Origin of the sequence: Comamonas flocculans (assembly GCF_007954405.1) — a bacterium.
Lineage (GTDB): Bacteria > Pseudomonadota > Gammaproteobacteria > Burkholderiales > Burkholderiaceae_C > Comamonas_C > Comamonas_C flocculans.
In genome coordinates, this window is record NZ_CP042344.1 from 338,423 (window position 1) to 363,542 (window position 25,120).

The following is a 25,120-nucleotide window of genomic DNA, read 5'->3' on the forward strand; positions in this document are numbered from 1 at the left end:
TGATCCGCCCGTTCTTTTTTCTGGAGACCTCTGCATGATCTTCCGCCCCCTGCCCCCTGCACGGCGCTCGCGCACGGCGCTGCTGTGCGCCCTGGCCCTGCCGGCTCTGATGGCCCTGACGCCGGCCGCCGCCAAGACGCTGGTGTACTGCTCCGAAGGCAGCCCAGAGAACTTCGCGCCCAGTCTGAACACCACCGGCACCTCGTTCGACGTGATCGCCGCGGTCTACGACCCCATCGTGCAGTTCGAGCGTGGCGGCACCAAGGTCGTGCCCGCGCTGGCCGAGAAATGGACCATCTCGGACGACGGCCTGGTCTACACCTTCCATCTGCGCAAGGGCGTGAAGTGGCACGCCAGCAAGAGCTACAAGCCCACGCGCGACTTCAACGCCGACGACGTGCTGTTCTCCATCGAGCGCCAGTGGAAGGAAGACAACCCCTACTTCAAGGTGACGAGTTCCAACCACTCCTATTTCAACGACATGGGCATGCCCAAGCTGCTCAAGTCGGTGGAGAAGGTGGACGACCACACCGTGCGCTTCACGCTGAACGCGCCCGAAGCGCCCTTCCTGGCCAACCTGGCGATGCAGTACGCCACCATCCAGTCCAAGGAATACGCCGACGCGATGCTCAAGGCCGGCACGCCCGAGAAGATCGACCAGGACCCGATAGGCACCGGCGCCTTCCAGCTGCAGCAGTACCAGAAGGACGCCATCATCCGCTTCAAGGCCTTCGACCAGTACTGGGCCGGCAAGTCCAAGCTGGACAACCTGGTGTTCTCCATCACCCCTGACGCCTCGGTGCGCTGGGCCAAGCTGCAAAAGGGCGAATGCCACGTCATGCCCTACCCCAACCCGGCCGACCTGGACGCGATGCGCAAGGACGCCAACGTCACCGTGATGGAGCAGCCCGGCCTGAACATCGGCTACCTGGCCTACAACAACCAGAAGAAGCCGTTTGACGACGTGCGCGTGCGCAAGGCCTTCAACATGGCGATGAACAAGAAGGCCATCGTGGACGCGGTGTATCTGTCCACGGGCGTGCCGGCCACCAACCCGATTCCGCCCACCCAGTGGTCCTACAACAACGCCATCAAGGACGACCCCTACGACCCCGAAGCCGCCAAGAAGCTGCTGGCCGAGGCGGGCTTTCCCAACGGCATGGACACCGACATCTGGGCCATGCCGGTGCAGCGCCCCTACAACCCCAACGCCAAGCGCATCGCCGAGCTGATGCAGGCCGACCTGGCCAAGATCGGCGTGAAGGCCGAGATCAAGAGCTACGAGTGGGGCGAATACCGCAAGCGCATGCAAAACGGCGAGCACCAGACCGGCATGCTGGGCTGGACCGGCGACAACGGCGACCCGGACAACTTCCTGGCCAACCTGCTGGGCTGCGAGTCGGCCAAGACCAACGGCTCCAACGTCGCCAAGTTCTGCAACGAGGAGTTCGAAGCGCTGGTGCAGAAGGCCAAGAAGACCACCGACGTGGCCGAGCGCACCAAGCTCTACGAGCAGGCGCAGGTGATCTTCAAGGAGCAGGCGCCCTGGTTCACCATCGCCCACGCGGTGCAACTCAAGCCCGTGCGCAAGGAAGTGGTGGACTTCAAGCTCAGCCCCTTCGGCCGCCACGACTTCTACGGCGTGAGCATGAAGTAAACCCCGCGCACGCCTGAAGCCGCAGCCCGCCCCATGGCGGGCTGTTTTTTTTTGCGGCTCGCCATGCACCGGCCGCCCCGCAGGCACCGGGGATAATCGGCCGGCCATGCACAACATCGTGATCCTCATCTCCGGCACCGGCTCCAACATGGCCGCCATCGTGCAGGCCGCCGAACGCGAACGCTGGCACGAGCAGCCCGGCGCGCGCGTGGCCGCGGTCATCAGCAACCGCGCCGATGCCCAAGGCCTGGCCTTCGCGCGCGAGCGCGGCATCGCCACCGCGGTGCTGGAGCACGGCGGCTTTGCCACGCGCGAAGCCTTCGACGCCGAGCTGGCCGCGCTGATCGACCGCCACGCGCCGGCGCTGGTGGTGCTGGCCGGCTTCATGCGCATCCTGAGCGCCGGCTTCGTCGCGCGCTATGCCGGGCGGCTGCTGAACATCCACCCCTCGCTGCTGCCGGCCTTCACCGGGCTGCACACCCACCAGCGCGCGATCGACGCGGGCTGCCGCTTCGCCGGCTGCACCGTGCACCAGGTGACGGCCGAGCTGGACGTGGGCCCCATCGTCGAGCAGGCGGTGGTGCCCATTCTTGCGGGCGACGACGCGGCCACCCTGGCCGCGCGCGTGCTCAGCCAGGAGCACCTGGTTTATCCGCGCGCCATCGTGCGCGTGTTATCAAAGCAATAGCTGCCAGCGCTTGCGGGGCAAGCGCAAAACCCGTATTTGAATGAGATTCCATGCACCCACAAGCTCTGCTTGAAGCCTGCGCCGCGCTGCTGCGCGAGGTCTTGCGCTTCGAGCACCCGGCCGACGCCGTGGTCTCGCGCCATTTCCGCGCCCAGCGCCAGTTCGGCCCGCGCGAGCGCGCCACGCTGGCCGAGACCACCTACGCCGTGCTGCGGCGCAAGCTGCTCTACGAGCGCCTGGCGCGCAGCGGCTCAGGAGCGCGCGAGCGGCGCCTGGCCATCCTCGGCTTTGCCGGCGCGCGCGGTTTTCTGGACGGCGCGCTCTCGGCTCAGGAAAAGGGCTGGCTGCACGACTGCGACGCGGTGGCGCCGCAAGAGCTGTTCGAGCCCGAGCGCCACAACCTGCCCGCCTGGCTGGCCGAGCGCCTCAAGGCCCAGCTGGGCGCGGACTTCTGGCCGCTGGCCGAGGGCCTGTTGCAGCCCGCGCCGCTTGATCTGCGCGTCAATATTTTGAAGGCAAAACGGCCGCAAACGCAGGCCCAGCTTGCGCAAGCAGCTATTGAATCGGAAGAAACCCCCTACTCCCCCTGGGGCCTGCGCGTGCGGGGCAAGCCGGCCATCAACCGGCTGGAACTGTTCACCAGCGGCGCCATCGAGGTGCAGGACGAAGGCTCGCAACTGCTGGCGCTGCTGCTGGACGCCCGGCGCGGCGAGATGGTGACCGACTTTTGCGCCGGCGCCGGCGGCAAGACCCTGGCCATAGGCGCAAGCATGCGCAGCACCGGGCGCCTGTATGCGCTGGACGTATCGGCCCACCGGCTGGACGCGCTGAAACCGCGCCTGGCGCGCTCGGGCCTGTCCAACGTGCACCCCGCGGCCATCGCGCATGAGCGCGACGAACGCATCAAGCGCCTGGCCGGCAAGATGGACCGCGTGCTGGTGGACGCGCCCTGCTCGGGCCTGGGCACGCTCAGGCGCAACCCCGACCTGAAATGGCGCCAGTCGCCCCAGAGCGTGCAGGAACTCACCGTCAAGCAGCAGGCCATCCTGCAGAGCGCCGCGCGGCTGGTCAAGCCGGGCGGGCGGCTCATCTACGCCACCTGCAGCCTGCTGGCCGAAGAGAACGAGGCAATTGCCGAGGCCTTCGGCGCGCAGCAGCGCGACTTCGTGCCGCTGCCCGCCGGCCAAGTGCTGGCGGACCTGAAGCTGCAGCAGGCCGCGAGCCTGTGCGCGGGCGGCAGCGATGGCCAGCGCTACCTGCGCCTGTGGCCGCACCGCCACCAGACCGATGGCTTCTTTGCCGCCGTGTGGCAGCGGCGCTGAGAGCCTGTTCACGCCCCGGGCCCCGGCCCGCTACTGCCCGGGCCCGGCCTTGCCCGCCGCCGCATTGCGCGCGCGCAGCTCCCTGAGCTTCTCGCCGATCTTCAGCTCCAGCCCGCGCGCCACCGGCTGGTAGAAGCCGGGCGGCGCCATGCCCTCGGGCAGATAGCTCTCGCCCGCGGCAAATCCGTCCTCCTCATCGTGCGCGTAGCGGTAGCCCTTGCCGTAGTCGAGCTGCTTCATCAGCCTGGTCGGGGCGTTCCTCAGGTGCAGCGGCACGGGCCGCGTGCCGTCCTTCTCGACCAAGGCGCGCGCCCGCTTGTAGGCCACGTAGCCCGCGTTGCTCTTGGGCGCCACCGCCAGATAGAGCACGGCCTGGGCGAGCGCCAGCTCGCCCTCGGGGCTGCCCAGGCGCTCGTAGGTCTGCGCAGCCTCGTTGGTGATTTGCATCGCGCGCGGGTCCGCCAGGCCGACGTCCTCCCAGGCCATGCGCACGATGCGCCGCGCCAGGTAGCGCGGGTCCACCCCGCCGTCGAGCATGCGCACCAGCCAGTACAGCGCCGCATCGGGGTCCGAGCCGCGCACCGATTTGTGCAGCGCGCTGATGGTGTCGTAGAACTGCTCGCCGCCCTTGTCGTAGCGGCGCATCTGCTGGCCCAGCACCTGCACCAGCCAGGCATCGGTGATGCGCTCCACCCTGGCCTGCGCGGCCGTGACGGCCAGTTGCTCCAGCGTGTTCAGCAGGCGCCGGGCGTCGCCGTCGGCATAGGCCACCAGGCGTTCGATTGCATCGTTTTCGATAGCTGGCAGCGCTTGCTGTGCCTGCGCGCGAACCACTATTTCCTTCAAATCCTCGGGGGTGAGCGGCTGCAGCACATACACCGTGGCGCGCGAAAGCAGCGCGCCATTCACCTCGAACGAGGGGTTCTCCGTCGTCGCCCCGACAAAGGTGAACAGGCCGCTTTCCACGTGCGGCAAAAACGCGTCCTGCTGGCTCTTGTTGAAGCGGTGCACCTCGTCGACGAAGACGATGGTGCGCTGGTGCATCAGGCCGTCCAGCGCCGCCTGCGCCCGCTCCACCGCGTCGCGGATGTCCTTCACGCCGCCCAGCACCGCGCTGATGCTGATGAACTGCGCATCGAACGCCTGCGCCATCAGCCGCGCGATCGTGGTCTTGCCCGTGCCCGGCGGCCCCCAGAGGATGCACGAATGCGGCTGGCCCGACTCGAAGGCCAGGCGCAGCGGCTTGCCCGGGCCCAGCACCTGCTGCTGGCCCACGACTTCGTCGAGCGAGCGCGGGCGCAGGCGCTCCGCGAGCGGCGCATGGGGGCTTGCCGGGGTCATGACTGCTTGGGTGGCCAGTGGTGGTAATGGCGATGGTAGCGGCGCGCCCGCGCCGGCGCGCCGGACAATGCGCGCATGGCTTCCCAAAGAACGCTGAACGCGCTGCTGCGCGAGATCCGCGCCTGCACCGTCTGCGCGCCCTTTCTGCCCCTGGGCCCGCGCCCCGTGCTGCAGGCCGGCCACGGCGCGCGCATCCTGCTGGCCAGCCAGGCCCCGGGCATCAAGGTGCATGAAAGCGGCGTGCCGTTCGATGACGCCAGCGGGCGGCGCCTGCGCCAGTGGCTGGGCATCGGCGAGACGGACTTCTACGACCCGGGCAAGGTCGCGATCGTGCCCATCGGCTTCTGCTACCCGGGCCGCGCGGCCCACGGCTCGGGCGACGCCCCGCCCCGCCCGGAATGCGCGCCGCTGTGGCGCCGGCGCGTGCTCGACCAATTGCCGCAGATCGAACTCACGGTGCTGATCGGCCAGTACGCGCTTGCCTGGCACCTGCCGGAGGCGCGCCGCCTCGGCGTGACCCAGGCGGTGCAGCAGTGGCAGCGCTGGTGGCCGCACACCCTGGTGCTGCCGCACCCGAGCGGGCGCAACAATGGCTGGCTCAAGCACAACCCGTGGTTCGAGGCCGAGCTGCTGCCCACGCTGAGGCAGCGGGTGGCGCAGTTGCTATGAAAGTGGCTGCTGGATTATGAACAAAAACCGGCTCCAGCCATTGCCTGGCTTGCGCTTGCAGCTCTGGTTTTTGCTCACACTCCCGCTGGGGGAGGACTGGGGTGAGTGCCGGCTGCGCTTCCTCTGCGCAGGCTCTCGCCGGCTGGAAGCGGCGTTGCAACTTCTCCAGCGCCGCAGGCCCCCACCCCTGCCCTCCCCCAGAGGGGGAGGGAGCAAATCAGGTACGCAGTCGGATACAGGCCCTCAGCCCAGCAAATCCAGGCACTGCATTGGCCGTTCGATCACCGCCTGCGCGCCCCACTGGAGCGCCTGCGCGCCCGGCCCCAGGTAGCCGTAGAGCGCGGCCACGGTGCGCATGCCCGCCGCATGGCCGGCCACCACGTCGCGCTCGTCGTCGCCCACGTAGATGCACTCCGCCGGACTCAGGCCCAGGCGCCGGCAGGCTTCGAGCAGCGAGGCCGGATGCGGCTTGAGGTGCGCCGTGGTGTCGCCGCTCACCAGGCAGCTACTGCTGGCAAACAGCGGCATGCGTGCGGCGATGAGGCGGGTGAAGCGCTCGTGCTTGTTCGTCACCACGCCCCAGCGCAGGCCGCGCGCGCACAGCGCGTCCACCAGCGGCTGCACGCCATCGAACACCTCGGTGCTGTCGTGGATGCAGGCCTCGTAGCGGTCGAGGAATTCGTCGCGCAGCGCGGCAAACCCGGGCTGTTCGGGCGTCACGCCGAAGGCCACGCCCAGCATGCCGCGCGCACCCATGCCGGCGACCGCGCGGTAGCTGGCCACGCCCAGCGGCGCCAGGCCGCGGGCCAGGCGCATCTGCTCGGCCGCGGCGCCCAGGTCCGGGGCGCTGTCGATCAGCGTGCCGTCCAGATCGAACAGCACCGCGCGCACGCCCGCAAACACGGCGCTGCTCATGCCGCCGGCCGCTGGGTGGCAAACAGGTAGTTCACGCTGGTGTCGGCATCGAGCCAGTAGCGCCGCGTGAGCGGGTTGTATTGCATGCCGCGCGTGTGGCGCAGGTCCAGGTCCGCGGCGCGGCAGGCGGCGGCCAGCTCCGCCGGGGTGATGAACTTGTTCCATTCGTGCGTGCCGCGCGGCAGCAGCTTCAGCACGTACTCCGCCCCGACGATGGCAAAGGCGAAGGACTTGGGGTTGCGGTTGATGGTGGAAAAGAACACCCAGCCGCCGGGGCGCACCAGGCGCGCGCAGGCGGCGACGACCGAGGCCGGGTCGGGCACGTGCTCGAGCATCTCCATGCAGGTGACGACGTCGAAGGCCGCCGGGCTTTCCTGCGCCAGCGCCTCGGCGCTGACTTCACGGTAAGTCAGATTGGCCACCCCGGCCTCCAGCGCGTGCAGCTGGGCCACGCGCAGCGGCTTGCTGGCCAGGTCGATGCCGGTGACCTGCGCGGCCTTGCGCGCCATGGCCTCGGCCAGGATGCCGCCGCCGCAGCCCACGTCCAGCACCTGCTTGCCGGCCAGCGCGGCAATGCCGTCGATCCAGGCCAGGCGCAGCGGGTTGATCTGGTGCAGCGGGCGAAACTCCCCTTCGGCGTCCCACCAGCGGTGGGCCAGTTCGGAAAATTTCTCGAGTTCTGCCGGGTCGGCATTCACGGGCGTGGTCATGGCGGGGATTGTCGCCGCTTCACGCGCAGGGCGTGTGTTTCGGGCTGGCGCGCACACGGGCGCGGCGCAAGCATTAAAATAAGCGGCTTTTTCCAATAAAACAGTCGCCCGGCAGCATCCAAAGCAAGCTCAACCAAACGTGCTCAGGGTGTCTGTTTCATTCCGAGCGCGACCGGGCGACCCGAACTCTTTTCGGAGAACCCCTTGCTTTCGTCTCTCAAGCACACCTTCCCGCCCGCCGTCCTGGCGCTGGCCGACGGAACGGTCTTCCAGGGCAACTCGATCGGTGCCAGCGGCTGCACCAGCGGTGAAGTGGTGTTCAACACCGCGATGACCGGCTATCAGGAGATTCTGACCGACCCGAGCTACTGCCGCCAGATCGTCACGCTGACCTATCCACACATCGGCAACTACGGCACCAACGAGGAAGACAACGAATCCGCCCAGGTGCACGCCGCGGGCCTGGTGATCAAGGACCTGCCGCTGCTGGCGAGCAACTGGCGCATGCAGCAGAGCCTGCCCGCCTACCTGCGCCAGCGCGAGACCGTGGCGATTGCCAACATCGACACCCGGCGCCTGACGCGCCATCTGCGCGAGCATGGCGCGCAGAACGGCGCCATCCTTGCGCTGGCCGAGGGCGAAACTCTCACGCCGGAGCGCATCGAAAGCGCGCTTGCCGCCGCCCGCGCGGTGCCCGACATGAGCGGCATGGACCTGGCCAAGGTGGTCAGCACGCGCGAAAGCTACCAGTGGAGCGAAACCAAGTGGCAGCCCGGCAAGGGCTATGGGAGCCTCACCGAGCCGCGCTTTCGCGTGGTGGCCTACGACTTCGGCATCAAGCGCAACATCCTGCGCCTGCTCGCTGAACGCGGCTGCAGCGTGACCGTGGTACCGGCCCAGACCCCGGCCGCCCAGGTGCTGGCGATGAAGCCCGACGGCATCTTCCTGTCCAACGGCCCCGGCGACCCCGCAGCCTGCGATTACGCGGTGGCCGCGGTCAAGGAGATCATGGCCGGCAACATCCCCACCTTCGGCATCTGCCTGGGCCACCAGATCATGGCGCTGGCCAGCGGCGCGAAGACGTTCAAGATGACGCACGGCCACCACGGCGCCAACCATCCGGTCAAGGACCTGGAGAGCGGGCGCGTGGCCATCACCAGCCAGAACCACGGCTTTGCGGTCGACATGAAGGACCTGCCCGGGAGCCTGAGCGCCACCCACGTGAGCCTGTTCGACGGCACGCTGCAGGGCATGCAGTGCCGGGGCAAGCCGATGTTCAGCTTCCAGGGCCACCCCGAAGCCTCGCCCGGCCTGCACGACGTGGACTACCTGTTCGACCGCTTTGCCAGCCTGATGCAGGCGGCACAGGCCCAGTGACGCCGCGCCGCGCAGTCCCGGCATGAAACTCTTCAGCTTTCCCCAGGCCATGCTGGAAAAGGCGATCGCCCGGCGCCTGCTCACGCTCGAGGCGCCGCAGCGCGCCTGGTTCAATGAACGCTGGCAGCAAAAGCCCTACAAGAAGGCCTTCATCGAGCGCAAGGCCATGCCGCTGGTCACGCTGGTGGCCAAGGGCAAGACCTGGGACGACGCCACCTTCGACGAGACGCTGCAGGCCTGGGACGTGCAGTTCCACGAAGCCGAAGCCGCGGTGCTGCGCCCCCTCGTCGAGGGCGACGGCCTGCTGCAGCTGATGCAGAAGAACCTGCCGCCCGAGCGCGCGGACAAACTGCTCGCCCGCCTGGCCCAGCGCCCCGCCGGCGCCCCGCAAACCCGTTAGACCAAGAACACCATGCCCAAACGTACAGACCTCAAGACCATCCTCATCATCGGCGCCGGCCCCATCATCATCGGCCAGGCCTGCGAGTTCGACTACTCCGGCGTGCAGGCCTGCAAGGCGCTGCGCGAGGAGGGCTACCGCGTGGTGCTGATCAACAGCAACCCCGCGACCATCATGACCGACCCGGCCACGGCCGACGTCACCTACATCGAGCCCATCACCTGGCAGACGGTCGAGAAGATCATCGCCAAGGAGCGCCCCGACGCCATCCTGCCCACCATGGGCGGGCAGACGGCGCTCAACTGCGCGCTCGACCTGTGGCGCAACGGCGTGCTCAACAAATACCGCGTCGAGTTGATCGGCGCGCGCCCCGAGGCCATCGACAAGGCCGAGGACCGGCTCAAGTTCAAGGACGCGATGACGCGCATCGGGCTGGAGTCCGCACGCTCAGGGATAGCCCACAGCATGGACGACGCCTGGGGCGTGCAGCGCAAGGTCGGCTTTCCAGCCGTGATCCGCCCCAGCTTCACGCTCGGCGGCACGGGCGGGGGCATTGCCTACAACCCCGAGGAATTCGAGACCATCTGCAAGCGCGGTCTGGAGGCCTCGCCGACGCACGAGCTGCTCATCGAAGAGTCGCTGCTCGGCTGGAAAGAGTTCGAGATGGAAGTGGTGCGCGACCACGCGGACAACTGCATCATCGTCTGCTCGATCGAGAACCTCGACCCCATGGGCGTGCACACGGGCGATTCGATCACCGTCGCGCCGGCGCAGACGCTCACCGACAAGGAATACCAGGTGATGCGCGACGCGAGCATCGCCATCCTGCGCGAGATCGGCGTGGATACCGGCGGCTCCAACGTGCAGTTCGCGGTGGACCCCAAGACCGGGCGCCAGATCGTGATCGAGATGAATCCGCGCGTCAGCCGCTCCTCAGCGCTGGCCTCCAAGGCCACGGGCTTCCCGATCGCCAAGGTCGCGGCCAAGCTGGCCGTCGGCTACACGCTCGACGAACTCAGGAACGACATCACCGGCGGCATCACGCCGGCCTCCTTCGAGCCCTCGATCGACTACGTGGTCACCAAGGTGCCGCGCTTTGCCTTCGAGAAATTCCCCGCCGCCGACAGCCATCTCACCACGCAGATGAAGAGCGTGGGCGAAGTCATGGCGATAGGGCGCACCTTTCAGGAGTCCTTCCAGAAGGCGCTGCGCGGCCTGGAAGTGGGCGTGGACGGCATGAACGAGAAGACGCAGGACCGCGAGCTGCTCGAAAAAGAACTCGGCGCGCCCGGCCCCGAGCGCATCTGGTACGTGGGCGATGCCTTTGCCATGGGCCTGTCGCTTGCCGAGGTGCACCAGCTCACCAAGATCGATCCGTGGTTCCTCGCCCAGATCGAGCAGATCGTGCAGATCGAGCTCGACGTGGACAAACACACCGAGCAGCACGGCGAGCAGGCCGTTGCAAAGCTATCAAAAGAAGAGCTGCTGGCGCTCAAGAGCAAAGGCTTTTCCGACAGAAGGCTGGCCAAGCTGCTGAAGACCAGCGAAAAGGCCGTGCGCGAGGCGCGCCACGCCGCTGGCGTGCGGCCGGTGTACAAGCGCGTCGATACCTGCGCCGGTGAATTCCCCACCAGCACCGCCTACATGTACTCGAGCTACGACGAGGAATGCGAGGCCGAGCCCACGAACAAGAAAAAGATCATGGTGCTGGGCGGCGGCCCCAACCGCATCGGCCAGGGCATAGAGTTCGACTACTGCTGCGTGCACGCGGCCCTCGCCATGCGCGAGGACGGCTACGAGACCATCATGGTCAACTGCAACCCCGAGACCGTCTCCACCGACTACGACACGTCGGACCGCCTGTACTTCGAGCCGCTCACGCTCGAAGACGTGCTGGAGATCGTGGACAAGGAAAAGCCCACCGGCGTGATCGTGCAGTACGGCGGGCAGACGCCGCTGAAGCTGGCGCTGGCGCTGGCCGCCGAGGGTGTGCCCATCATCGGCACCAGCCCCGACATGATCGACGCGGCCGAAGACCGCGAGCGCTTCCAGCACCTGCTGCAGAAGCTGGGCCTGCGCCAGCCGCCCAACGCCACCGCACGCACCGAGGAAGAAGCGCTGCAGAAGGCCGCCGACCTGGGCTACCCGCTGGTGGTGCGCCCCAGCTACGTGCTGGGCGGTCGCGCGATGGAGATCGTGCACGAGCAGGCAAGTCTTGAGCGCTACATGCGCGAAGCCGTGAAGGTGAGCAACGACTCGCCCGTGCTGCTCGACCGCTTCCTCTCCGACGCCATCGAGTGCGACGTGGACGCGGTGCGCGACAGCGACGGCAAGGTTTACATCGGCGGCGTGATGGAGCACATCGAGCAGGCCGGCGTGCACTCGGGCGACTCGGCCTGCTCACTGCCGCCCTACTACCTCAAGGCCGCCACCGTGGCCGAGCTCAAGCGCCAGACCGCCGCCATGGCCGAAGGGCTGAACGTGGTCGGCCTGATGAACGTGCAGTTCGCCATCCAGGAACAGGCGCAGGACGACGGCAGCACGAAGGACGTGATCTACGTGCTGGAGGTCAACCCGCGCGCCAGCCGCACCGTGCCCTTCGTCAGCAAGGCCACCGGCGTGCAACTGGCCAAGGTGGCCGCGCGCTGCATGGTGGGCGACACGCTGGCCACGCAAGGCATCCATGAGGAGCCCAAACTGCCCTACTTCTGCGTGAAGGAGGCGGTCTTCCCCTTCGTCAAGTTCCCCGGCGTGGACACCATCCTCGGCCCGGAAATGAAATCCACCGGCGAAGTCATGGGCGTGGGCAAGACCTTCGGCGAGGCCTACATCAAGGCCGAGATCGGCGCGGGCGAGCGCCTGCCGCACCCGCCCAAGGCAGGTGAAACCATCGGCAAGGTCTTCCTCACGGTGAAGAACCACGACAAGCCGCAGGCCGTCGAGATCGCGCGCAGCCTGGCCGCGATGGGCTTCAGCCTGATCGCCACGCGCGGCACGGCAGCGGCCATCACCGCCGCCGGCATCGCCTGCGAGACGGTGAACAAGGTCACCGAAGGCCGCCCGCACGTGGTGGACATGATCAAGAACGGCGAGATCAGCCTGGTCATCAACACCGTGGAAGAGCGGCGCAACGCGATTGCCGACAGCCGCGCCATCCGCACCAGCGCCCTGGCCAACCGCGTGCCCACCGTCACCACCATCTTTGGTGCGGAGGCGGCGGTGGAAGGCATCAGGAGCGTGGGTCAACTCGGCGTGATTTCGGTGCAGGAGATGCACGCGCAGCTGGCCTGACCGGCCGCGCGCCAGTCACACAAACGCCGCCCCCGGGGCGGCGTTTTCTTTGTGCGGCCGCTCGGCCTGAAAACGGCAGTTGGAGGCGCTCGCCAGCAGGTGAACCACGCCGAAGCCAACAAACTCAAGGTCAACAGTACCTGGTTGGCACCCACCGACGGTCAACTGCCGTTTTCAGGCTCAGGCCAGCCAGCGGATCTCGCCCGTGGCCACGTCGTGCATGGCGCCGGCGATCTTGAGCTCGCCCGCGCCCACGCGCGCGGCCAGCACCTCGGAGCCCATGAGGCGCGCCATCGCGTCCTGCACGTTGCGCTCGGCCACGCGCTGCACCAGTGCCGCGTCCTTCGAACTGGGCACGCCCTCGTACTTGAGCGCGGTGAGCGCCGGGCGTATCTGCGCCAGCAGCCCGGTCAGATGGCCGAGCCTGGCGTCGTCCACAGCGCCCTTGACCGCGCCGCATTCGGTGTGCCCCAGCACCACGATGGCCCGCGCGCCGGCAAGCTGGGTGGCAAATTCCAGGCTGCCCAGGATGTCGTCGTTGACGATGTTGCCGGCCACGCGCGCGGCGAAGATGTCGCCCACGCGCTGGTCGAACACCAGCTCGGGCGGCACGCGGCTATCGATGCAGCCCACCACCGCGGCAAACGGCGCCTGCCCTCCGGCGGTCTGGCGCACCTGCTGCATCAGGTCGCAATGCACGCCCTTGCCCGCGACGAAGCGCGCATTGCCCTCCCGCAGGCGCTGCAGGGCGGCGGCGGGCGTGGTCTGCGCCTGGCTCTCGCGCGTGAACACCGCGCAGGCGCCCTCGGCCAGGGCGGAAGTGGCAAGGCCGGTGGCGGACAGTGCCGCAAGGCCTTGCAGCAGGTGGCGGCGGTCCCTGTTGATGGGCATGGGGTCTCCTTGGAGAGTGTGGACATGCGCGGGGCATGCAAGCGCGCAACCCTAACGGCCTTGTGGTCTTGTCGCAATAGGGGCTTGCCAGGCCCGCCCGCCGCGTGGCGCCGCCCTATCATGGCCGCCATGCTGATGACCCGCTCGGCCAAGGTGCTCATGAGCGCCACGCTGGCGCTGTTTGCCGCGCTGGTGGCCTTCAACAACCTCACCGACTACGGCGCCAACTTCGCCTTCGTGCGCCACGTGCTGGCCATGGACACGATCTTCCCCGGCAGCAGCGCCCGCTGGCGCGCGATCGACACGCCGCTCCTGTGGCATGCGGCCTATCTCCTGATCATCGCGCTGGAGCTGCTCACCGCCGCGCTGCTCGCGCGCGGTGCCTGGGCCATGTGGCGCGCGCGGCATGCCGGCGCGCGCGAGTTCACGCGGGCGCGGCAATGGGCGATGGCGGGTTGCCTGGCCGGCTTCATGCTGTGGTTCGGCGGCTTCATGGTGGTGGGCGGCGAATGGTTCCTGATGTGGCAGTCGCACGAATGGAACGGCCAGGCCTCGGCCTTTCGCTTCTGCATCACGCTGCTGGCGCTGGCCATCTTCCTGAACCAGCCCGAGTCCGAACCCGAAGCCGGCGCCTGAGCGGCCCTGCTGCAACCCGGGCCGAAGCCGTACACAATGTAGCGAACACCCGGTGGTGGCCCATGCATGACCTGACCAGACTCCTTGATCCCCTGAACCGGCGCGCCCTGCTGCGCCTGGGCCTGCTGGCCGGCGCAGGCCTGGCGCTGCCGGCGCTCGCGGCCCTGCCCCCCATGCAGGCGCAGGAGGCCGCCAGCGGCTGCTGGTACGTGCAAGGCCTGTCGGAGATGGGTTCGGGCGAGAACCAGAACTTCATCTCCAACGCCGGCTTCATCGTCACCAGCACCAGCGTGGTGGTGGTCGATGCGCTGGGCTCGCCCGCACTCGCGCAGCGGCTGGTGGCGCAGATCCGCAAGCTCACGCCCAAGCCGATCTCGCACGTGGTCCTGACCCACTACCACGCGGACCACATCTACGGCCTGCAGGTGTTCAAGGCGCTGGGCGCGCACGTCATCGCGCAGCAGCAGGGGCGCGAATACCTGTATTCGGACACCGCGCGCCTGCGCCTGCAGGCATCGCGCACCGAGCTCGCACCCTGGATCGACGAAGACACCCGCCTGGTGGCGGCGGACCAGTGGATAGACGGCCCCACCAGGCTGAGCGTGGGCGACACCGAGGTCGAGATCATCCCCGTCGGCCCGGCGCACACGCCCGACGACCTGGTGGTGTGGCTGCCGGCGCGCAAGGTGCTGTATTCGGGCGACCTGGTGTTTCGCGGGCGCATCCCCTACGTGGGCGAGGCCGACAGCGGGCACTGGATCAAGGCGCTCGACGAGCTGCTCAAGCTCGGCGCGCAGGTGGTCATCCCCGGCCACGGCGCGATCTCGCACGACGCGCGCAAGGACATGCAGTTCACCCGCGACTACCTGGCCTACCTGCGCAAGGCCATGGGCCAGGCGGCGCAGGACATGACGCCCTTCGACGAGGCCTACCAGGCCACCGACTGGAGCCAGTATGAGCACATGCCGCTGTTTGGCGCCGCCAACCGCATGAACGCCTACAACACCTACATCCTGATGGAGCGCGAAGCCCAATGAGCCCCGGCGCGCACCCCGCCCTGCCCGGCACGCGCCGGCGCCTGCTGGCGGCGCTGGCCGCGCTCGGCGCAGCCGGCATGGCGGCGGGCGCCAGCGCATGGGCGGCCGGGCGCCAGCTGCCACTGGCCAGCGCGCTCGCGCACGAGATCGACGCCGCGCTCGCGCGCGGCCAGCCGCTGGTGGTCATGGTCAGCCTGCACGGCTGCCCCTTCTGCGAAGTGGTGCGCAACAACTACCTCGCGCCGATGCGCGAGCGCGAAGGCCTGCCGGTGGTGCAGGTCAACATGCACGATGCGCAGGCGCTGCGCGACGCCCAGGGGCACGAGAGCAGCCACGATGCGCAGGTGCGCGCCTGGGGCGTGAGCGTTGCGCCCACGCTGCTGTTTCTCGGCCAGGGCGGTCAAGAGCTGGCGCCGCGCCTGGCGGGTGGGGACAACGACTTCTACTCCGCCCTGCTGGACCGCCGGCTGGAGACGGCACGCGCCGCCATTTCAAGGTAAAAAACGGCCATGACGCATATGCACCAAGCGCTAGCAGCTAGCAATTCAATAGTATTCAAGGCAGCCGCCACAGCGCTCCGGCTGGCCGCCCTGCTCGCGCCCGCGCTGCTGGTGGCCGCCCCTGCCTTCGCGCAGACGCCCGAAGCCTTCAAGGGCGCCAACCCGCACGAGGGCGAGGCCCTGGTGAAAGACCGCCAGTGCGACAGCTGCCACGCCCAGAAATGGGGCAACGACGGCCGAGACATCTACCGCCCCGGCAAGCTCATCCGCGACGTGGCGCAGCTGCGCAAGCAGGTGAGCCAGTGCAACACCGGGCTGAACCTGAACCTCTTTCCCGAAGAAGAAACCGACATCGCCGCCTGGCTCAACCAGTCCTACTACCACTTCAAGTAGGACGCAAGCGCCGCGATCAAGCGCGGGACAGATCCAAGGGTTAGCCCCAAGCAGGACGGCGTTGAACCATGTTTAAATAAGCCGGTACGAATATCTTGCAAGCAGCCCCATGACAGATATCGAGCTTCAACCGGCACCCGCCAGCATGACCCGGGGCAGCGTGCGCAAGGCACCGGAAAACTTCCTCGCCAGCGCCGACATCCGCGCCATCCAGGTGGGCGGCGCGGGCGCCGGGCGGCGCGGCTTCCTGCGCGACGTCTTCGCCGCCGCTCTGGCGGGCGGCGCGGCCACCCAGGCGCTGGCGCAGCCCGCCGCGGCCGCGGGCGAAGGCGATCCAGCCATCCTCAAGCTGCCCCGGCACAGCACGAGTCTGGGCCAGCCCGTCGCCGCCCACCCCTACGGCCAGCCGTCCAGATATGAAGGCAACGTGCAGCGCCGCCAGAGCCCGGGCCTGACGCAGACCAACCAGGCCTCGGTCTCGTTCGCGCCCATCCAGTCGCTGCTGGGCATCGTCACGCCCAACGGCCTGCACTTCGAGCGTCACCACCAGGGCTGGTGGGACATCGACCCGCAGCAGCACCGCTTCATGGTCAACGGCCTGGTCAAGACCCCCAAGGTCTTCACCATGGACGACCTGATGCGCCTGCCCGCGGTCTCGCGCTTTCACTTCATCGAATGCGGCGCCAACACCGGCATGAACTGGGGCAACGTCGCCGTGCCCACGGTGCAGTACACGCACGGCATGCTCTCGTGCTGCGAATACACCGGCGTGCCGCTCATCACGCTGCTGGAGATGGCCGGCGCCGACCTCAAGAAGGGCAGGTTCATCCTGGCCGAGGGCGCGGACGGCTCCAGCATGACGCGCACCATCCCGATCGAGCTCGTCAAGAGCGGCGAGGTGCTCGTCGCCTGGGGCCAGAACGGCGAGATGCTGCGCCCCGAGAACGGCTACCCGCTGCGCCTGGTGGTGCCCGGCGTGCAGGGCGTGAGCTGGGTCAAATACCTGCGCCGCGTGGAACTGGGCGACCAGCCCTGGGCGACCAAGGACGAGGCGGTGCACTACATCGACCTCATGCCCGATGGCCAGCACCGCCAGTACACCAGCATCCAGGAGTGCAAGAGCGTGATCAGCACGCCCTCGGGCGGCCAGGTGCTGCTGGGCACGGGCTTCTACAACATCACGGGCCTGGCCTGGTCGGGGCGCGGCAAGATCAAGCGCGTGGACGTGTCGGTGGACGGCGGGCGCAACTGGCGCAGCGCGCGGCTGGAAACGCCGGTGCTCGACAAGTGCCTCACGCGCTTCAACATCGACTGGGTCTGGGACGGCAAGCCCGCCATCGTGCAAAGCCGTTCGATGGATGAAACCGGCTACGTGCAACCCACCTACAAGCAACTGCGCGCGGTGCGCGGTTCGCGCTCCATCTACCACAACAACGCCATCCAGTCCTGGCTGGTGCAGGAAAACGGCGAGGTGAAGAATGTCCAGCTTGCGTGACGCCCTCGCCGCCGGCCTGCTGGCGGCCACCCTCGCCCTGCCCGCCTGGTCCCAGGGCAAGTTCCCGAACATCGGGCGCGACGCCACCCCGGCAGAAGTGGCCGCCTGGGACATCGACGTGCGCCCCGACCTGCAGGGCCTGCCTGCGGGCAGCGGCTCAGTGGACGACGGGCAAGACCTGTGGGAGGCGCGCTGCGCCACCTGCCACGGCATCTTTGGCGAATCCAACGCGGTGTTCAACCCGCTGGTGGGCGGCACTTCGGCGGACGACATCAAGAGCGGGCACGTGGCCAACCTGCAGCGCCCGGACTACCCGGGGCGCACCACCTTCATGAAGGTGCCTACCCTGTCCACGCTCTGGGACTACATCCGCCGCGCCATGCCCTGGGACAACCCCAAGTCGCTCTCGACCAACGAGGTCTATGCGGCCACCGCCTACCTGCTGCACCTGGCGGACATCGTGCCGGCCGACTTCGTGCTCTCGGACAAGAACATGGCCGAGGTGCAGCAGAAGCTGCCCAACCGCAAGGGCATGACCACGCAGCACGCCCTGTGGCCGGGCAACGAGTTCGGCGCCGGCAAGCTCAAGCCCGACACCCAGGCCAGCGCCTGCATGAAGGACTGCGGCCCCGCGCCCACCATCAGCTCCGAACTGCCCGGGCATGCGCGCAACGTCTGGGGCAATCTGCGCGAACAAAACCGCACCGTCGGCCCGCAGCGCGGCGCCGACACCACCCGGCCCGAAGGCAAGCTGGGCGACGCGGCCGGCCCGGTCAAGGTGGTCGGCCCGGCGGGCGAGGACAGCCCGCACGCCCGCGCCATCGCGCTCACCCAGCAACTGGGCTGCACCGGCTGCCACAACATGCAGGGCAAGCTGGTCGGGCCATCGTTTGCCGACATCGCGCAGAAGTACGCGGGCAAGACCGACTACCTGCAAAGCAAGATCCGTGCGGGCGGCTCGGGCGTCTGGGGCGACACCCCCATGCCGCCGCAGGACGCGCCGGCCGCGGACATCAAGGTGATCGCCGAATGGCTGGCTGCAGGGGGCGGCAAGTAGGCGCAGAATGCGGCCCTCGGCGTTTATTTATATAGAACCAGATCTTTTAACAGGCCCACTAATATCCAATTCTTTGAAGGAGAAGACAAGATGCAAACCCGCAGGCAAACCCTGAAGCAGAGCGCAGCCGTCGCGGCGCTGGCTGCCGGCTCCGGCCTTCTGCCGCAAAGCGCGCTGGCGGCCTTCAACAAGGCGGCCTTTGAAGTCAATGGCGTGAACGGCGCGCTCAAGGCCCTGGGCGTGAGCGGCGACCCCGTGGCCAGCGGCGACGTCACCCTCACCGCACCGGACATCGCGGAAAACGGCGCCGTCGTGCCCTTCGCCCTGTCCACCAAGCTGCCTGACGTCAAGCAGCTGGTGCTGCTGGTCGAGAAGAACCCCTTCGCGCTGGCCGCCGTGTTCGACGTCACGCCCGAGGTGGAAGCCAACTTCGCCACGCGCAGCAAGATGGGCGAGACCTCCGACGTCTATGCGGTGGCCATCACCAAGGACAACAAGGCCTACTTCGCGAAGAAGGAAGTCAAGGTCACCCTCGGCGGCTGCGGCGGCTGATGGGGCAGGCCAGACCACGTAATCAAGCTATCGATCAAGGAGCATAGACATGGGTGACCCGATGCGGATTCGCGCGCAGGCCAAGGACGGCAACGTCCTGGTGCGCATACTGATGGCCCACGAGATGGAGTCCGGCCAGCGCAAGGACTCCTCCGGCAACAAGATTCCCGCCTGGTGGATCCAGGAGGTGACGGCCAAGCTCAACGACAAGCAGGTCTTCTCCTGCGAATGGGGCCCGGCCATTTCCAAGAACCCCTTCCTGCAGTTCACCGTCAAGGGCGGCAAGGCCGGCGACAAGATCAGCATCACCTGGAAGGACAGCAAGGGCGACACGCGCACCGACGAGGCCACGGTCTCCTGAAGGCCCCGCGCCCTCCTGCCGGCGCCGCCGCGCTGCAGCTTCGCCGCCCTGCCCGCCGGGGTCGGCGCCTTGGAGGGGCCCGCGGCCCCTCACCTTTCGAAGAAAAGCAATGAGAGACAAGCCATGAAACTCGCCAAACTGACCCTGCTTGCGATGGCGGTGGGCTGGACCTGCGCCGCCACGCTGGCGCATGCCCAGAAGACCACCACCCAGGCCATAGACGAATACCGTGAAATGCTGCAGGACGGCAACCCCGCCGAACTGTATGAAATGAAGGGCGAAGAGCTCTGGAAGAAGGTCCGCGGCCCGAAGAACGCCTCGCTGCAGCAATGCGACCTGGGCCTGGGCGCGGGCGTCACCAAGGGCGTGTTCGTGCAGCTGCCGCGCTATTTTGCTGACACCAACCAGGTGCAGGACCTGGAGTCGCGCCTGGTCACCTGCATGAGCACGCTGCAGGGCATAGACCCCAAGGAAGTGGTCAACGGCCAGTGGGGCAAGGGCGAGCGCGCCAACGTCACCGCGCTGGCCACCTGGGTGGCGGCGCAGTCCAAGGGCATGAAGTTCAACCTGCCCCAGACCCACCCGCAAGAGCGCGTGGCCTATGAGCTGGGCAAGCGCGCCTTCTTTCAGCGCGGCGGCTCGCACGACTTTGCCTGCGCCACCTGCCATGGCGAAGACGACAAGCGCATCCGCCTGCAAGACCTGCCCAAGCTGACCGGCAACCCGGGCGACGGCGTGGGCTTTGCCGCCTGGCCGGCCTACCGCGTCTCCAACGGCCAGATGTGGACCATGCAGCACCGCCTGAACGACTGCTACCGCCAGCAGCGCTTTCCCGAACCCGGCTACGCCAGCCCCATCACCGTGGCGCTGGGCGTGTACATGGGCGTGAACGCCAAGGGCGCCGCTTCGGCCGTGCCCGCCATCAAGCGCTGAACCGGAGACCACACACATGAAGCCAAGCCAAGCCCTCATCACCGCGGCCAGCGTCCTGGCGCTTGCTACCCTCGCCGGCTGCGCCGGCAGCAACGGCGCCGCAAACAGCACGCCCAGCGCCGCCGAACTGGACGCCATGGCCCAGCAAATGGTGCAGCAGAGCTTTCACGACAAGGGCATCGTCAAGGTCAGCGAAGCGCTGGCGACCGACGCCACGCTGAAGGCCTGCAACCAGGCCGACGTCAGCGGCACGCCGCTGGACGCCGCCACCATGCGCGCGCTCGAAGCGGAAAACTTCAAGACCATCCAGTGGCCGGCCGACGGCAAATACCTGGGCGACTGGAAGTCCGGCGAGAAGATCGCCCAAAGCGGGCGCGGGCGCACCTGGACGGACAAGGCCGACGCCGCCAACGGCGGCAACTGCTACAACTGCCACCAGATCACCAAGGAAGAAATCTCCTACGGCACCATAGGCCCCAGCCTCTACCACTACGCCCAGGCCAAGGGCGTGAGCGACCCCGGCAGCCCGCAGGCGCAGGAAATGGTCAGGTACACCTGGGGCAAGATCTGGAACAGCAAGGCCTACAACGCCTGCTCCAACATGCCGCGCGCCGGGCACAAGGGCATCCTCACCCAGAAGCAGGTGGCCGACATCGTGGCGCTGCTGCTGGACCCCAAGTCTCCCGTGAACCGATAAGCAGGCCTTGCGCCGCAAGCGGCCCTGGCCGCGATGGATGGGGGTGAAGCACCACCCCCGCCATCGCCGCCAGGGCCGTTCTCTTTGCCTGAAGGACCCCACCATGAACCTCACCAAACGCGAATTCCTGCAAGTCCTGGGTGCCGCCAGCGCCGCCGGCATGGGCCTGGGCAGCTACAGCCATGCGAGCGCCGCCAGCGCCGCCGAGGGCCTGTACGACATCCCGAAGTTCGGCAAGGTCTCGCTCTTGCACATGACCGACTGCCACGCGCAGCTCAAACCCATCCATTTTCGCGAGCCCAGCGTGAACCTGGGCCTGGGCGACATGAAGGGCCGCCTGCCCCACCTGGTGGGCGAGCACCTGCTCAAGGCCGTGGGCGTGAAAAGCGGCACGCCCACCGCGCACGCCCTGACCTACCTGGACTTCGACCACGCGGCCGAACGCTACGGCAAGGTGGGCGGCTTTGCCCACCTGGCCACCCTGGTCAAGCGCCTGCGCGCCAGCCGCCCAGGCGCGCTGCTGCTCGACGGCGGCGACACCTGGCAAGGCAGCGCCACGGCGCTGTGGACCAAGGGCCAGGACATGGTGGACGCCTGCAAGCTGCTGGGCGTGGACATCATGACCGGCCACTGGGAATTCACCTACGGCATGGAGCGCGTCAAGGAGATCATCGACAAGGACCTCGCAGGCAAGACCGAATTCCTCGCGCAGAACGTCAAGACCACCGACTTCGGCGACCCCGTGTTCAAGCCCTGGACGATGCGCGAGATCAACGGCGTGCCCGTGGCCATCATCGGCCAGGCCTTCCCCTACACGCCGATCGCCAACCCGCGCTACATGGTGGCCGACTGGGAATTCGGCATCCAGGACGAGCACCTGCAGGAAATGGTCGATGAGGCGCGCGCCAAAGGCGCCAAGCTCGTCGTCGTGCTGAGCCACAACGGCATGGACGTGGACCTGAAGATGGCCAGCCGCGTCACCGGCGTGGACGCCATCCTGGGCGGCCACACCCACGACGGCATGCCCGTGCCCACCATCGTCAAGAACCCGTCGGGCCAGACCATCGTCACCAACGCGGGCAGCAACGGCAAGTTCCTCGGCGTGATCGACTTTGACGTAAAGGACGGCAAGCTGGCCGACTTCCGCTACCGGCTGCTGCCCATCTTTGCCAACATGCTGCCGGCGGACAAGGAAATGGACGCGCTCATCACCAAGATCCGCGCGCCCTACGAAGCCAAGCTGGCCGAACAACTCGCCGTCACCGAAGGCCTGCTGTACCGCCGCGGCAACTTCAACGGCACGGGCGACCAGCTCATCGTCGATGCGCTGATGGAGGTGCAAGGCGCGGACCTGGCCTTCTCGCCGGGTTTCCGCTGGGGCACCACGCTGCTGCCCGGCCAGGCCATCACGCGCGAATGGCTGATGGACATGACCGCCACCACCTACAGCTACGCCACCCTGACCGAAATGAAGGGCGAGATGATCAAGACCGTGCTGGAAGACGTGGCCGACAACCTGTTCAACCCCGACCCCTACTACCAGCAGGGCGGCGACATGGTGCGCGTGGGGGGCCTGGCCTACGCCTGCGACCCGACGGCCGACATGGGCCAGCGCATCAGCGACATGCGCCTGAAGGGCGAGCTGATCGACCCGAACAAAACCTACAAGGTGGCCGGCTGGGCCCCCGTGGCCGAAGAAGCCGCCAAGGCCGGCAACCCCATGGTCTGGGACCAGGTCGAGCAATGGCTGAAGGCGCGCGGCGGCAAGGTGGCGCCGCGCAAGCTCAATGCGCCCAGGCTGACGGGGGGGCTGCCCAATCCGGGTTACGCGGAGGGCTGAACACCTGTCGATGCCTTGCGATTACAAGGCATCGAGAGGGCTCAACACGCCCCGCCCGCCCTTGTTGAGCACATGCGTGTAGATCATCGTCGTACTCACATCCGCGTGGCCCAGCAGCTCTTGCACCGTGCGGATGTCGTAGCCCGATTGCAGCAAATGCGTGGCGAATGAATGGCGCAGCACGTGCGGTGACACCGGCTTGACCATCTGCGCCCGCTTGGCCGCCTCGCGCACCGCACGCTGCACCGATTCGGGGTAGACGTGGTGGCGCCGCTCCAGCGGTTCTCCCGTGCGCGCATCCGGGCGCGGATCGATCGAACGCACCGGTGATGGAAACACCCACTGCCAGGCCCAGACCTTGTCCACATTCGGGTACTTCACCGCCAGCGCATGCGGCAAATACACCCGCCCCAGCCCCGTTTCCAAATCCTTCTCGTGCAGCGCCCGCGCCTTGCACAACTGCGCCTGCAACGGCTCAATCAGGTTTTCGGGCAGCACCGTCACCCTGTCCTTGTCACCCTTGCCCTCGCGGATCACGATCTCGCGCCGCGCGAATTCCACGTCCTTCACGCGCAGGCGCAGCGCCTCCATCAGCCGCATGCCCGTGCCGTAGAGCAACTGTGCGATCAGTCCCGTCGTGCCATCCATGTGCATCAACAGCAGCCGCACCTCGGCGGGCGTGAGCACCACCGGCAGCCGACGCGGTCTTTTCGCCTGCACCACCTCATCGAGCCAGGGCAACTCGACAGCCAGCACCTGTCGGTAGAGGTAGAGGATTGCCGCCTTCGCCTGGTTCTGCGTGGAGGCCGACACCTGCCTATCCACCGCCAGATGGCTCAGGAATTCCTCCACTTCCCGTGCGCCCATCTCTTGCGGATGGCGCTTGTTGTGATACAGAATGAAACGGCGCACCCAATCCAGATAGGCCTGCTCGGTGCGGATGCTGTAGTGGCGAGTGCGCAGGTGAATGCGCATGCGCTCCAGCAGCTTGGGCGGCTTGGGGGCGGCCGTAGAGCCGTCGGGCGGAGGGAAGCTTGATGCATCCATCCGCAAAATTTTAGGTTTGCCTAAATGATCGAGAAATCCGGGTTTACGAGGGGATGGGCGGGTGTTGCGACATGTTATTGTTCAAGAGGGCACTTGTTGAGTGCCGTCTAATTCCAGTTAGTCCCATCAACCGTTTTATGCGCGCAGCCACTTGTTCCGGCGCTCTGCCCTGTTCCAAAGGTTTTCAAGCCTTTTTGGCATCCAGCGCTTGTGTAGCAAGCGCCACCAGCTATCGTTCTTGCAGCACTGCGCCGCTTTCGTGGCCCAGCGCTTTTTCGTGGGCTGCGCCCTTCTTCAAGTCCGGTCGCTCCCTTTTGGCCTTCGGGTCTAACCCGGCGTTCAAGCCGACCCGCCTACGGCGGGCGGCTTACCTTGGGCGTTAGGCATCATGGGTGAATTTTTCCCTGCACAAGTTTTCAAGCAGCTGTCCCACGCTCGCGCGGTGATCGAGCGCCATCTGGCTGCGACACTGGACACAATCCACCTGTTCGGATCTGCGATCGATGGAGGGCTGAAGCCGGACAGCGACATAGACTTGCTCGTGACCGTCAGCGCCGCACCTAACGATTCGCTCCGGCAGGCGCTAATGCTCGATTTGCTGAAAGTCTCATCACCGCCAGGCGATGGCGGAACATGGCGACCGCTGGAGCTAACTGTTGTCGCTCGAAGCGAAGTAGTGCCTTGGCGCTATCCGGCGCGGCGTGAGCTTCAGTTCGGTGAGTGGCTCCGCCACGACATCCTTTCCGGAACGTTCGAGCCTGCCGTTCTGGATCACGATCTTGCGATTTTGCTGACCAAGGCGAGGCAACACAGCCTTGCGCTTCTAGGCCCATCCGCAGCCACGTTTTTCGAGCCGGTGCCGAAGGAGCATTTCTCCAAGGCGCTTTTCGACACTATTGCCCAGTGGAATGCAGAGTCGGATTGGAAGGGTGACGAGCGGAACGTCGTTCTTGCTCTTGCTCGCATTTGGTACAGCGCTTCAACTGGTCTCATTGCTCCTAAGGACGTTGCTGCCGCATGGGTATCGGAGCGTTTGCCTGCCGAGCATCGGCCCCTCATCTGCAAGGCACGCGCGGCGTACCTGGGTAGCGAGGACGACGACCTAGCAATGCGCGTCGAAGAGACGGCCGCGTTCGTTCGATATGCCAAAGCAACGATTGAGAGAATCTTGCGTTGAGCGGCATGTGCGAAAAGTGCATCGACCCGCGCCGAGGGCATCTGATGCCTAACTCGGCGTTCAAGCGGACGGGCTGCGCCCGCCGCTCAACTATGCGTTAGATGCACTAAGCACATAATTGCTCACAGCCAAAC

At 67.2% G+C, this 25,120-nt stretch carries 25 protein-coding genes; 20 read left to right on the forward strand and 5 right to left on the reverse strand.

Annotation, left to right across the window (positions count from 1 at the left end; translation table 11 throughout):
- The first annotated feature begins 34 nt into the window (after positions 1 to 34).
- From FOZ74_RS01745 to FOZ74_RS01755, 3 genes are all read left to right on the forward strand, one after another.
- Positions 35 to 1,657: an ABC transporter substrate-binding protein gene (locus tag FOZ74_RS01745; protein ID WP_146911436.1), complete on the forward strand. Its 1,623-nt coding sequence runs from the start codon at positions 35 to 37 to the stop codon at positions 1,655 to 1,657.
- 106 nt (positions 1,658 to 1,763) lie between these two features.
- Complete coding sequence (gene purN, locus FOZ74_RS01750; RefSeq protein WP_146911438.1) at positions 1,764 to 2,345, forward strand: phosphoribosylglycinamide formyltransferase; 582 nt, start codon at positions 1,764 to 1,766, stop codon at positions 2,343 to 2,345.
- A 50-nt stretch (positions 2,346 to 2,395) separates the two neighbouring features.
- Positions 2,396 to 3,667 (forward strand): RsmB/NOP family class I SAM-dependent RNA methyltransferase, encoded by a 1,272-nt coding sequence (locus tag FOZ74_RS01755; protein WP_146911440.1) that lies wholly within the window; start codon positions 2,396 to 2,398, stop codon positions 3,665 to 3,667.
- 30 nt (positions 3,668 to 3,697) lie between these two features.
- On the opposite strand, the gene FOZ74_RS01760 is transcribed toward FOZ74_RS01755, so the two are convergent.
- The gene (locus FOZ74_RS01760; protein ID WP_146911442.1) at positions 3,698 to 5,008 is read right to left on the reverse strand and encodes a replication-associated recombination protein A; all 1,311 of its coding nucleotides are present in this window, start codon (positions 5,006 to 5,008) and stop codon (positions 3,698 to 3,700) included.
- Between the two features lie 75 nt (positions 5,009 to 5,083).
- Between FOZ74_RS01760 and FOZ74_RS01765 the strand changes: the two genes are divergently transcribed.
- Positions 5,084 to 5,677, forward strand: a complete 594-nt coding sequence (locus FOZ74_RS01765) for a uracil-DNA glycosylase family protein (RefSeq protein WP_146911443.1) — start codon at positions 5,084 to 5,086, stop codon at positions 5,675 to 5,677.
- Positions 5,678 to 5,920: 243 nt separating this feature from the next.
- Here FOZ74_RS01765 and FOZ74_RS01770 read toward each other — a convergent pair whose 3' ends face one another.
- Both FOZ74_RS01770 and ubiG read right to left on the reverse strand, forming a co-directional pair.
- A complete protein-coding gene (locus FOZ74_RS01770) occupies positions 5,921 to 6,592 on the reverse strand; it encodes an HAD family hydrolase (RefSeq protein ID WP_146911444.1) in 672 nt (223 codons plus the stop codon).
- Positions 6,589 to 7,302, reverse strand: coding sequence for a bifunctional 2-polyprenyl-6-hydroxyphenol methylase/3-demethylubiquinol 3-O-methyltransferase UbiG (gene ubiG, locus FOZ74_RS01775; RefSeq protein ID WP_146911446.1), 714 nt, complete (start codon positions 7,300 to 7,302; stop codon positions 6,589 to 6,591). The genes FOZ74_RS01770 and ubiG overlap by 4 nt, the downstream gene beginning before the upstream one ends.
- Before the next feature lie 204 nt (positions 7,303 to 7,506).
- Here ubiG and carA point away from each other — a divergent pair, with 204 nt between their 5' ends.
- From carA to carB, 3 genes are read left to right on the forward strand one after another with little or no spacing between them, the layout of a single operon-like run.
- Entirely contained in the window at positions 7,507 to 8,679 is a 1,173-nt protein-coding gene (gene carA / locus FOZ74_RS01780; protein ID WP_146911448.1) for a glutamine-hydrolyzing carbamoyl-phosphate synthase small subunit, read from the forward strand.
- 22 nt (positions 8,680 to 8,701) lie between these two features.
- Positions 8,702 to 9,079: a hypothetical protein gene (locus FOZ74_RS01785; RefSeq protein ID WP_146911450.1), complete on the forward strand. Its 378-nt coding sequence runs from the start codon at positions 8,702 to 8,704 to the stop codon at positions 9,077 to 9,079.
- 12 nt (positions 9,080 to 9,091) lie between these two features.
- A complete protein-coding gene (gene carB, locus FOZ74_RS01790) occupies positions 9,092 to 12,370 on the forward strand; it encodes a carbamoyl-phosphate synthase large subunit (protein ID WP_146911452.1) in 3,279 nt (1,092 codons plus the stop codon).
- A 180-nt stretch (positions 12,371 to 12,550) separates the two neighbouring features.
- Here the strand turns inward: carB and FOZ74_RS01795 are convergent, their stop codons facing one another.
- Positions 12,551 to 13,261 carry a carbonic anhydrase family protein gene (locus FOZ74_RS01795; RefSeq protein ID WP_146911454.1) on the reverse strand — a complete coding sequence of 237 codons (711 nt, stop codon included), beginning with the start codon at positions 13,259 to 13,261 and terminating at the stop codon, positions 12,551 to 12,553.
- A 129-nt stretch (positions 13,262 to 13,390) separates the two neighbouring features.
- Here FOZ74_RS01795 and FOZ74_RS01800 point away from each other — a divergent pair, with 129 nt between their 5' ends.
- The 11 genes from FOZ74_RS01800 to soxB all read left to right on the forward strand — a co-directional run bounded on the left by FOZ74_RS01800 (position 13,391) and on the right by soxB (position 22,762).
- Positions 13,391 to 13,897, forward strand: coding sequence for a DUF2165 family protein (locus FOZ74_RS01800; protein ID WP_222434176.1), 507 nt, complete (start codon positions 13,391 to 13,393; stop codon positions 13,895 to 13,897).
- Positions 13,898 to 13,959: 62 nt separating this feature from the next.
- Complete coding sequence (locus FOZ74_RS01805) at positions 13,960 to 14,934, forward strand: MBL fold metallo-hydrolase (protein WP_255437733.1); 975 nt, start codon at positions 13,960 to 13,962, stop codon at positions 14,932 to 14,934.
- The gene (locus FOZ74_RS01810) at positions 14,931 to 15,434 is read left to right on the forward strand and encodes a thioredoxin fold domain-containing protein (protein ID WP_146911456.1); all 504 of its coding nucleotides are present in this window, start codon (positions 14,931 to 14,933) and stop codon (positions 15,432 to 15,434) included. The genes FOZ74_RS01805 and FOZ74_RS01810 overlap by 4 nt, the downstream gene beginning before the upstream one ends.
- A 9-nt stretch (positions 15,435 to 15,443) precedes the next feature.
- Entirely contained in the window at positions 15,444 to 15,827 is a 384-nt protein-coding gene (locus FOZ74_RS01815) for a hypothetical protein (RefSeq protein WP_146911458.1), read from the forward strand.
- Between the two features lie 109 nt (positions 15,828 to 15,936).
- Positions 15,937 to 17,322, forward strand: coding sequence for a sulfite dehydrogenase (gene soxC, locus FOZ74_RS01820; RefSeq protein WP_186764632.1), 1,386 nt, complete (start codon positions 15,937 to 15,939; stop codon positions 17,320 to 17,322).
- Entirely contained in the window at positions 17,306 to 18,379 is a 1,074-nt protein-coding gene (locus tag FOZ74_RS01825; protein ID WP_146911460.1) for a c-type cytochrome, read from the forward strand. Before soxC ends, FOZ74_RS01825 begins: the two co-directional genes overlap by 17 nt.
- A 90-nt stretch (positions 18,380 to 18,469) precedes the next feature.
- Entirely contained in the window at positions 18,470 to 18,931 is a 462-nt protein-coding gene (gene soxY / locus FOZ74_RS01830) for a thiosulfate oxidation carrier protein SoxY (protein WP_146911462.1), read from the forward strand.
- A 49-nt stretch (positions 18,932 to 18,980) separates the two neighbouring features.
- Positions 18,981 to 19,292 carry a thiosulfate oxidation carrier complex protein SoxZ gene (gene soxZ, locus FOZ74_RS01835; protein ID WP_186764633.1) on the forward strand — a complete coding sequence of 104 codons (312 nt, stop codon included), beginning with the start codon at positions 18,981 to 18,983 and terminating at the stop codon, positions 19,290 to 19,292.
- Between the two features lie 153 nt (positions 19,293 to 19,445).
- Positions 19,446 to 20,225, forward strand: a complete 780-nt coding sequence (soxA, locus tag FOZ74_RS01840) for a sulfur oxidation c-type cytochrome SoxA (protein ID WP_255437828.1) — start codon at positions 19,446 to 19,448, stop codon at positions 20,223 to 20,225.
- A gap of 16 nt (positions 20,226 to 20,241) precedes the next feature.
- The gene (gene soxX / locus FOZ74_RS01845; protein ID WP_146911466.1) at positions 20,242 to 20,922 is read left to right on the forward strand and encodes a sulfur oxidation c-type cytochrome SoxX; all 681 of its coding nucleotides are present in this window, start codon (positions 20,242 to 20,244) and stop codon (positions 20,920 to 20,922) included.
- 103 nt (positions 20,923 to 21,025) lie between these two features.
- Positions 21,026 to 22,762, forward strand: a complete 1,737-nt coding sequence (gene soxB / locus FOZ74_RS01850; protein ID WP_146911467.1) for a thiosulfohydrolase SoxB — start codon at positions 21,026 to 21,028, stop codon at positions 22,760 to 22,762.
- A 21-nt stretch (positions 22,763 to 22,783) separates the two neighbouring features.
- Here the strand turns inward: soxB and FOZ74_RS01855 are convergent, their stop codons facing one another.
- Entirely contained in the window at positions 22,784 to 23,809 is a 1,026-nt protein-coding gene (locus FOZ74_RS01855) for an integron integrase (RefSeq protein ID WP_146911469.1), read from the reverse strand.
- A 137-nt stretch (positions 23,810 to 23,946) separates the two neighbouring features.
- On the opposite strand from FOZ74_RS01855, the gene FOZ74_RS01860 reads away from it, so the two are divergent.
- Positions 23,947 to 24,192, forward strand: coding sequence for a DUF1010 domain-containing protein (locus FOZ74_RS01860; protein ID WP_146914038.1), 246 nt, complete (start codon positions 23,947 to 23,949; stop codon positions 24,190 to 24,192).
- Between the two features lie 5 nt (positions 24,193 to 24,197).
- On the forward strand, positions 24,198 to 24,986 hold the full coding sequence (locus tag FOZ74_RS01865; RefSeq protein WP_000503573.1) for an ANT(3'')-Ia family aminoglycoside nucleotidyltransferase AadA5: 789 nt from the start codon (positions 24,198 to 24,200) through the stop codon (positions 24,984 to 24,986).
- Positions 24,987 to 25,120 lie beyond the last annotated feature (134 nt).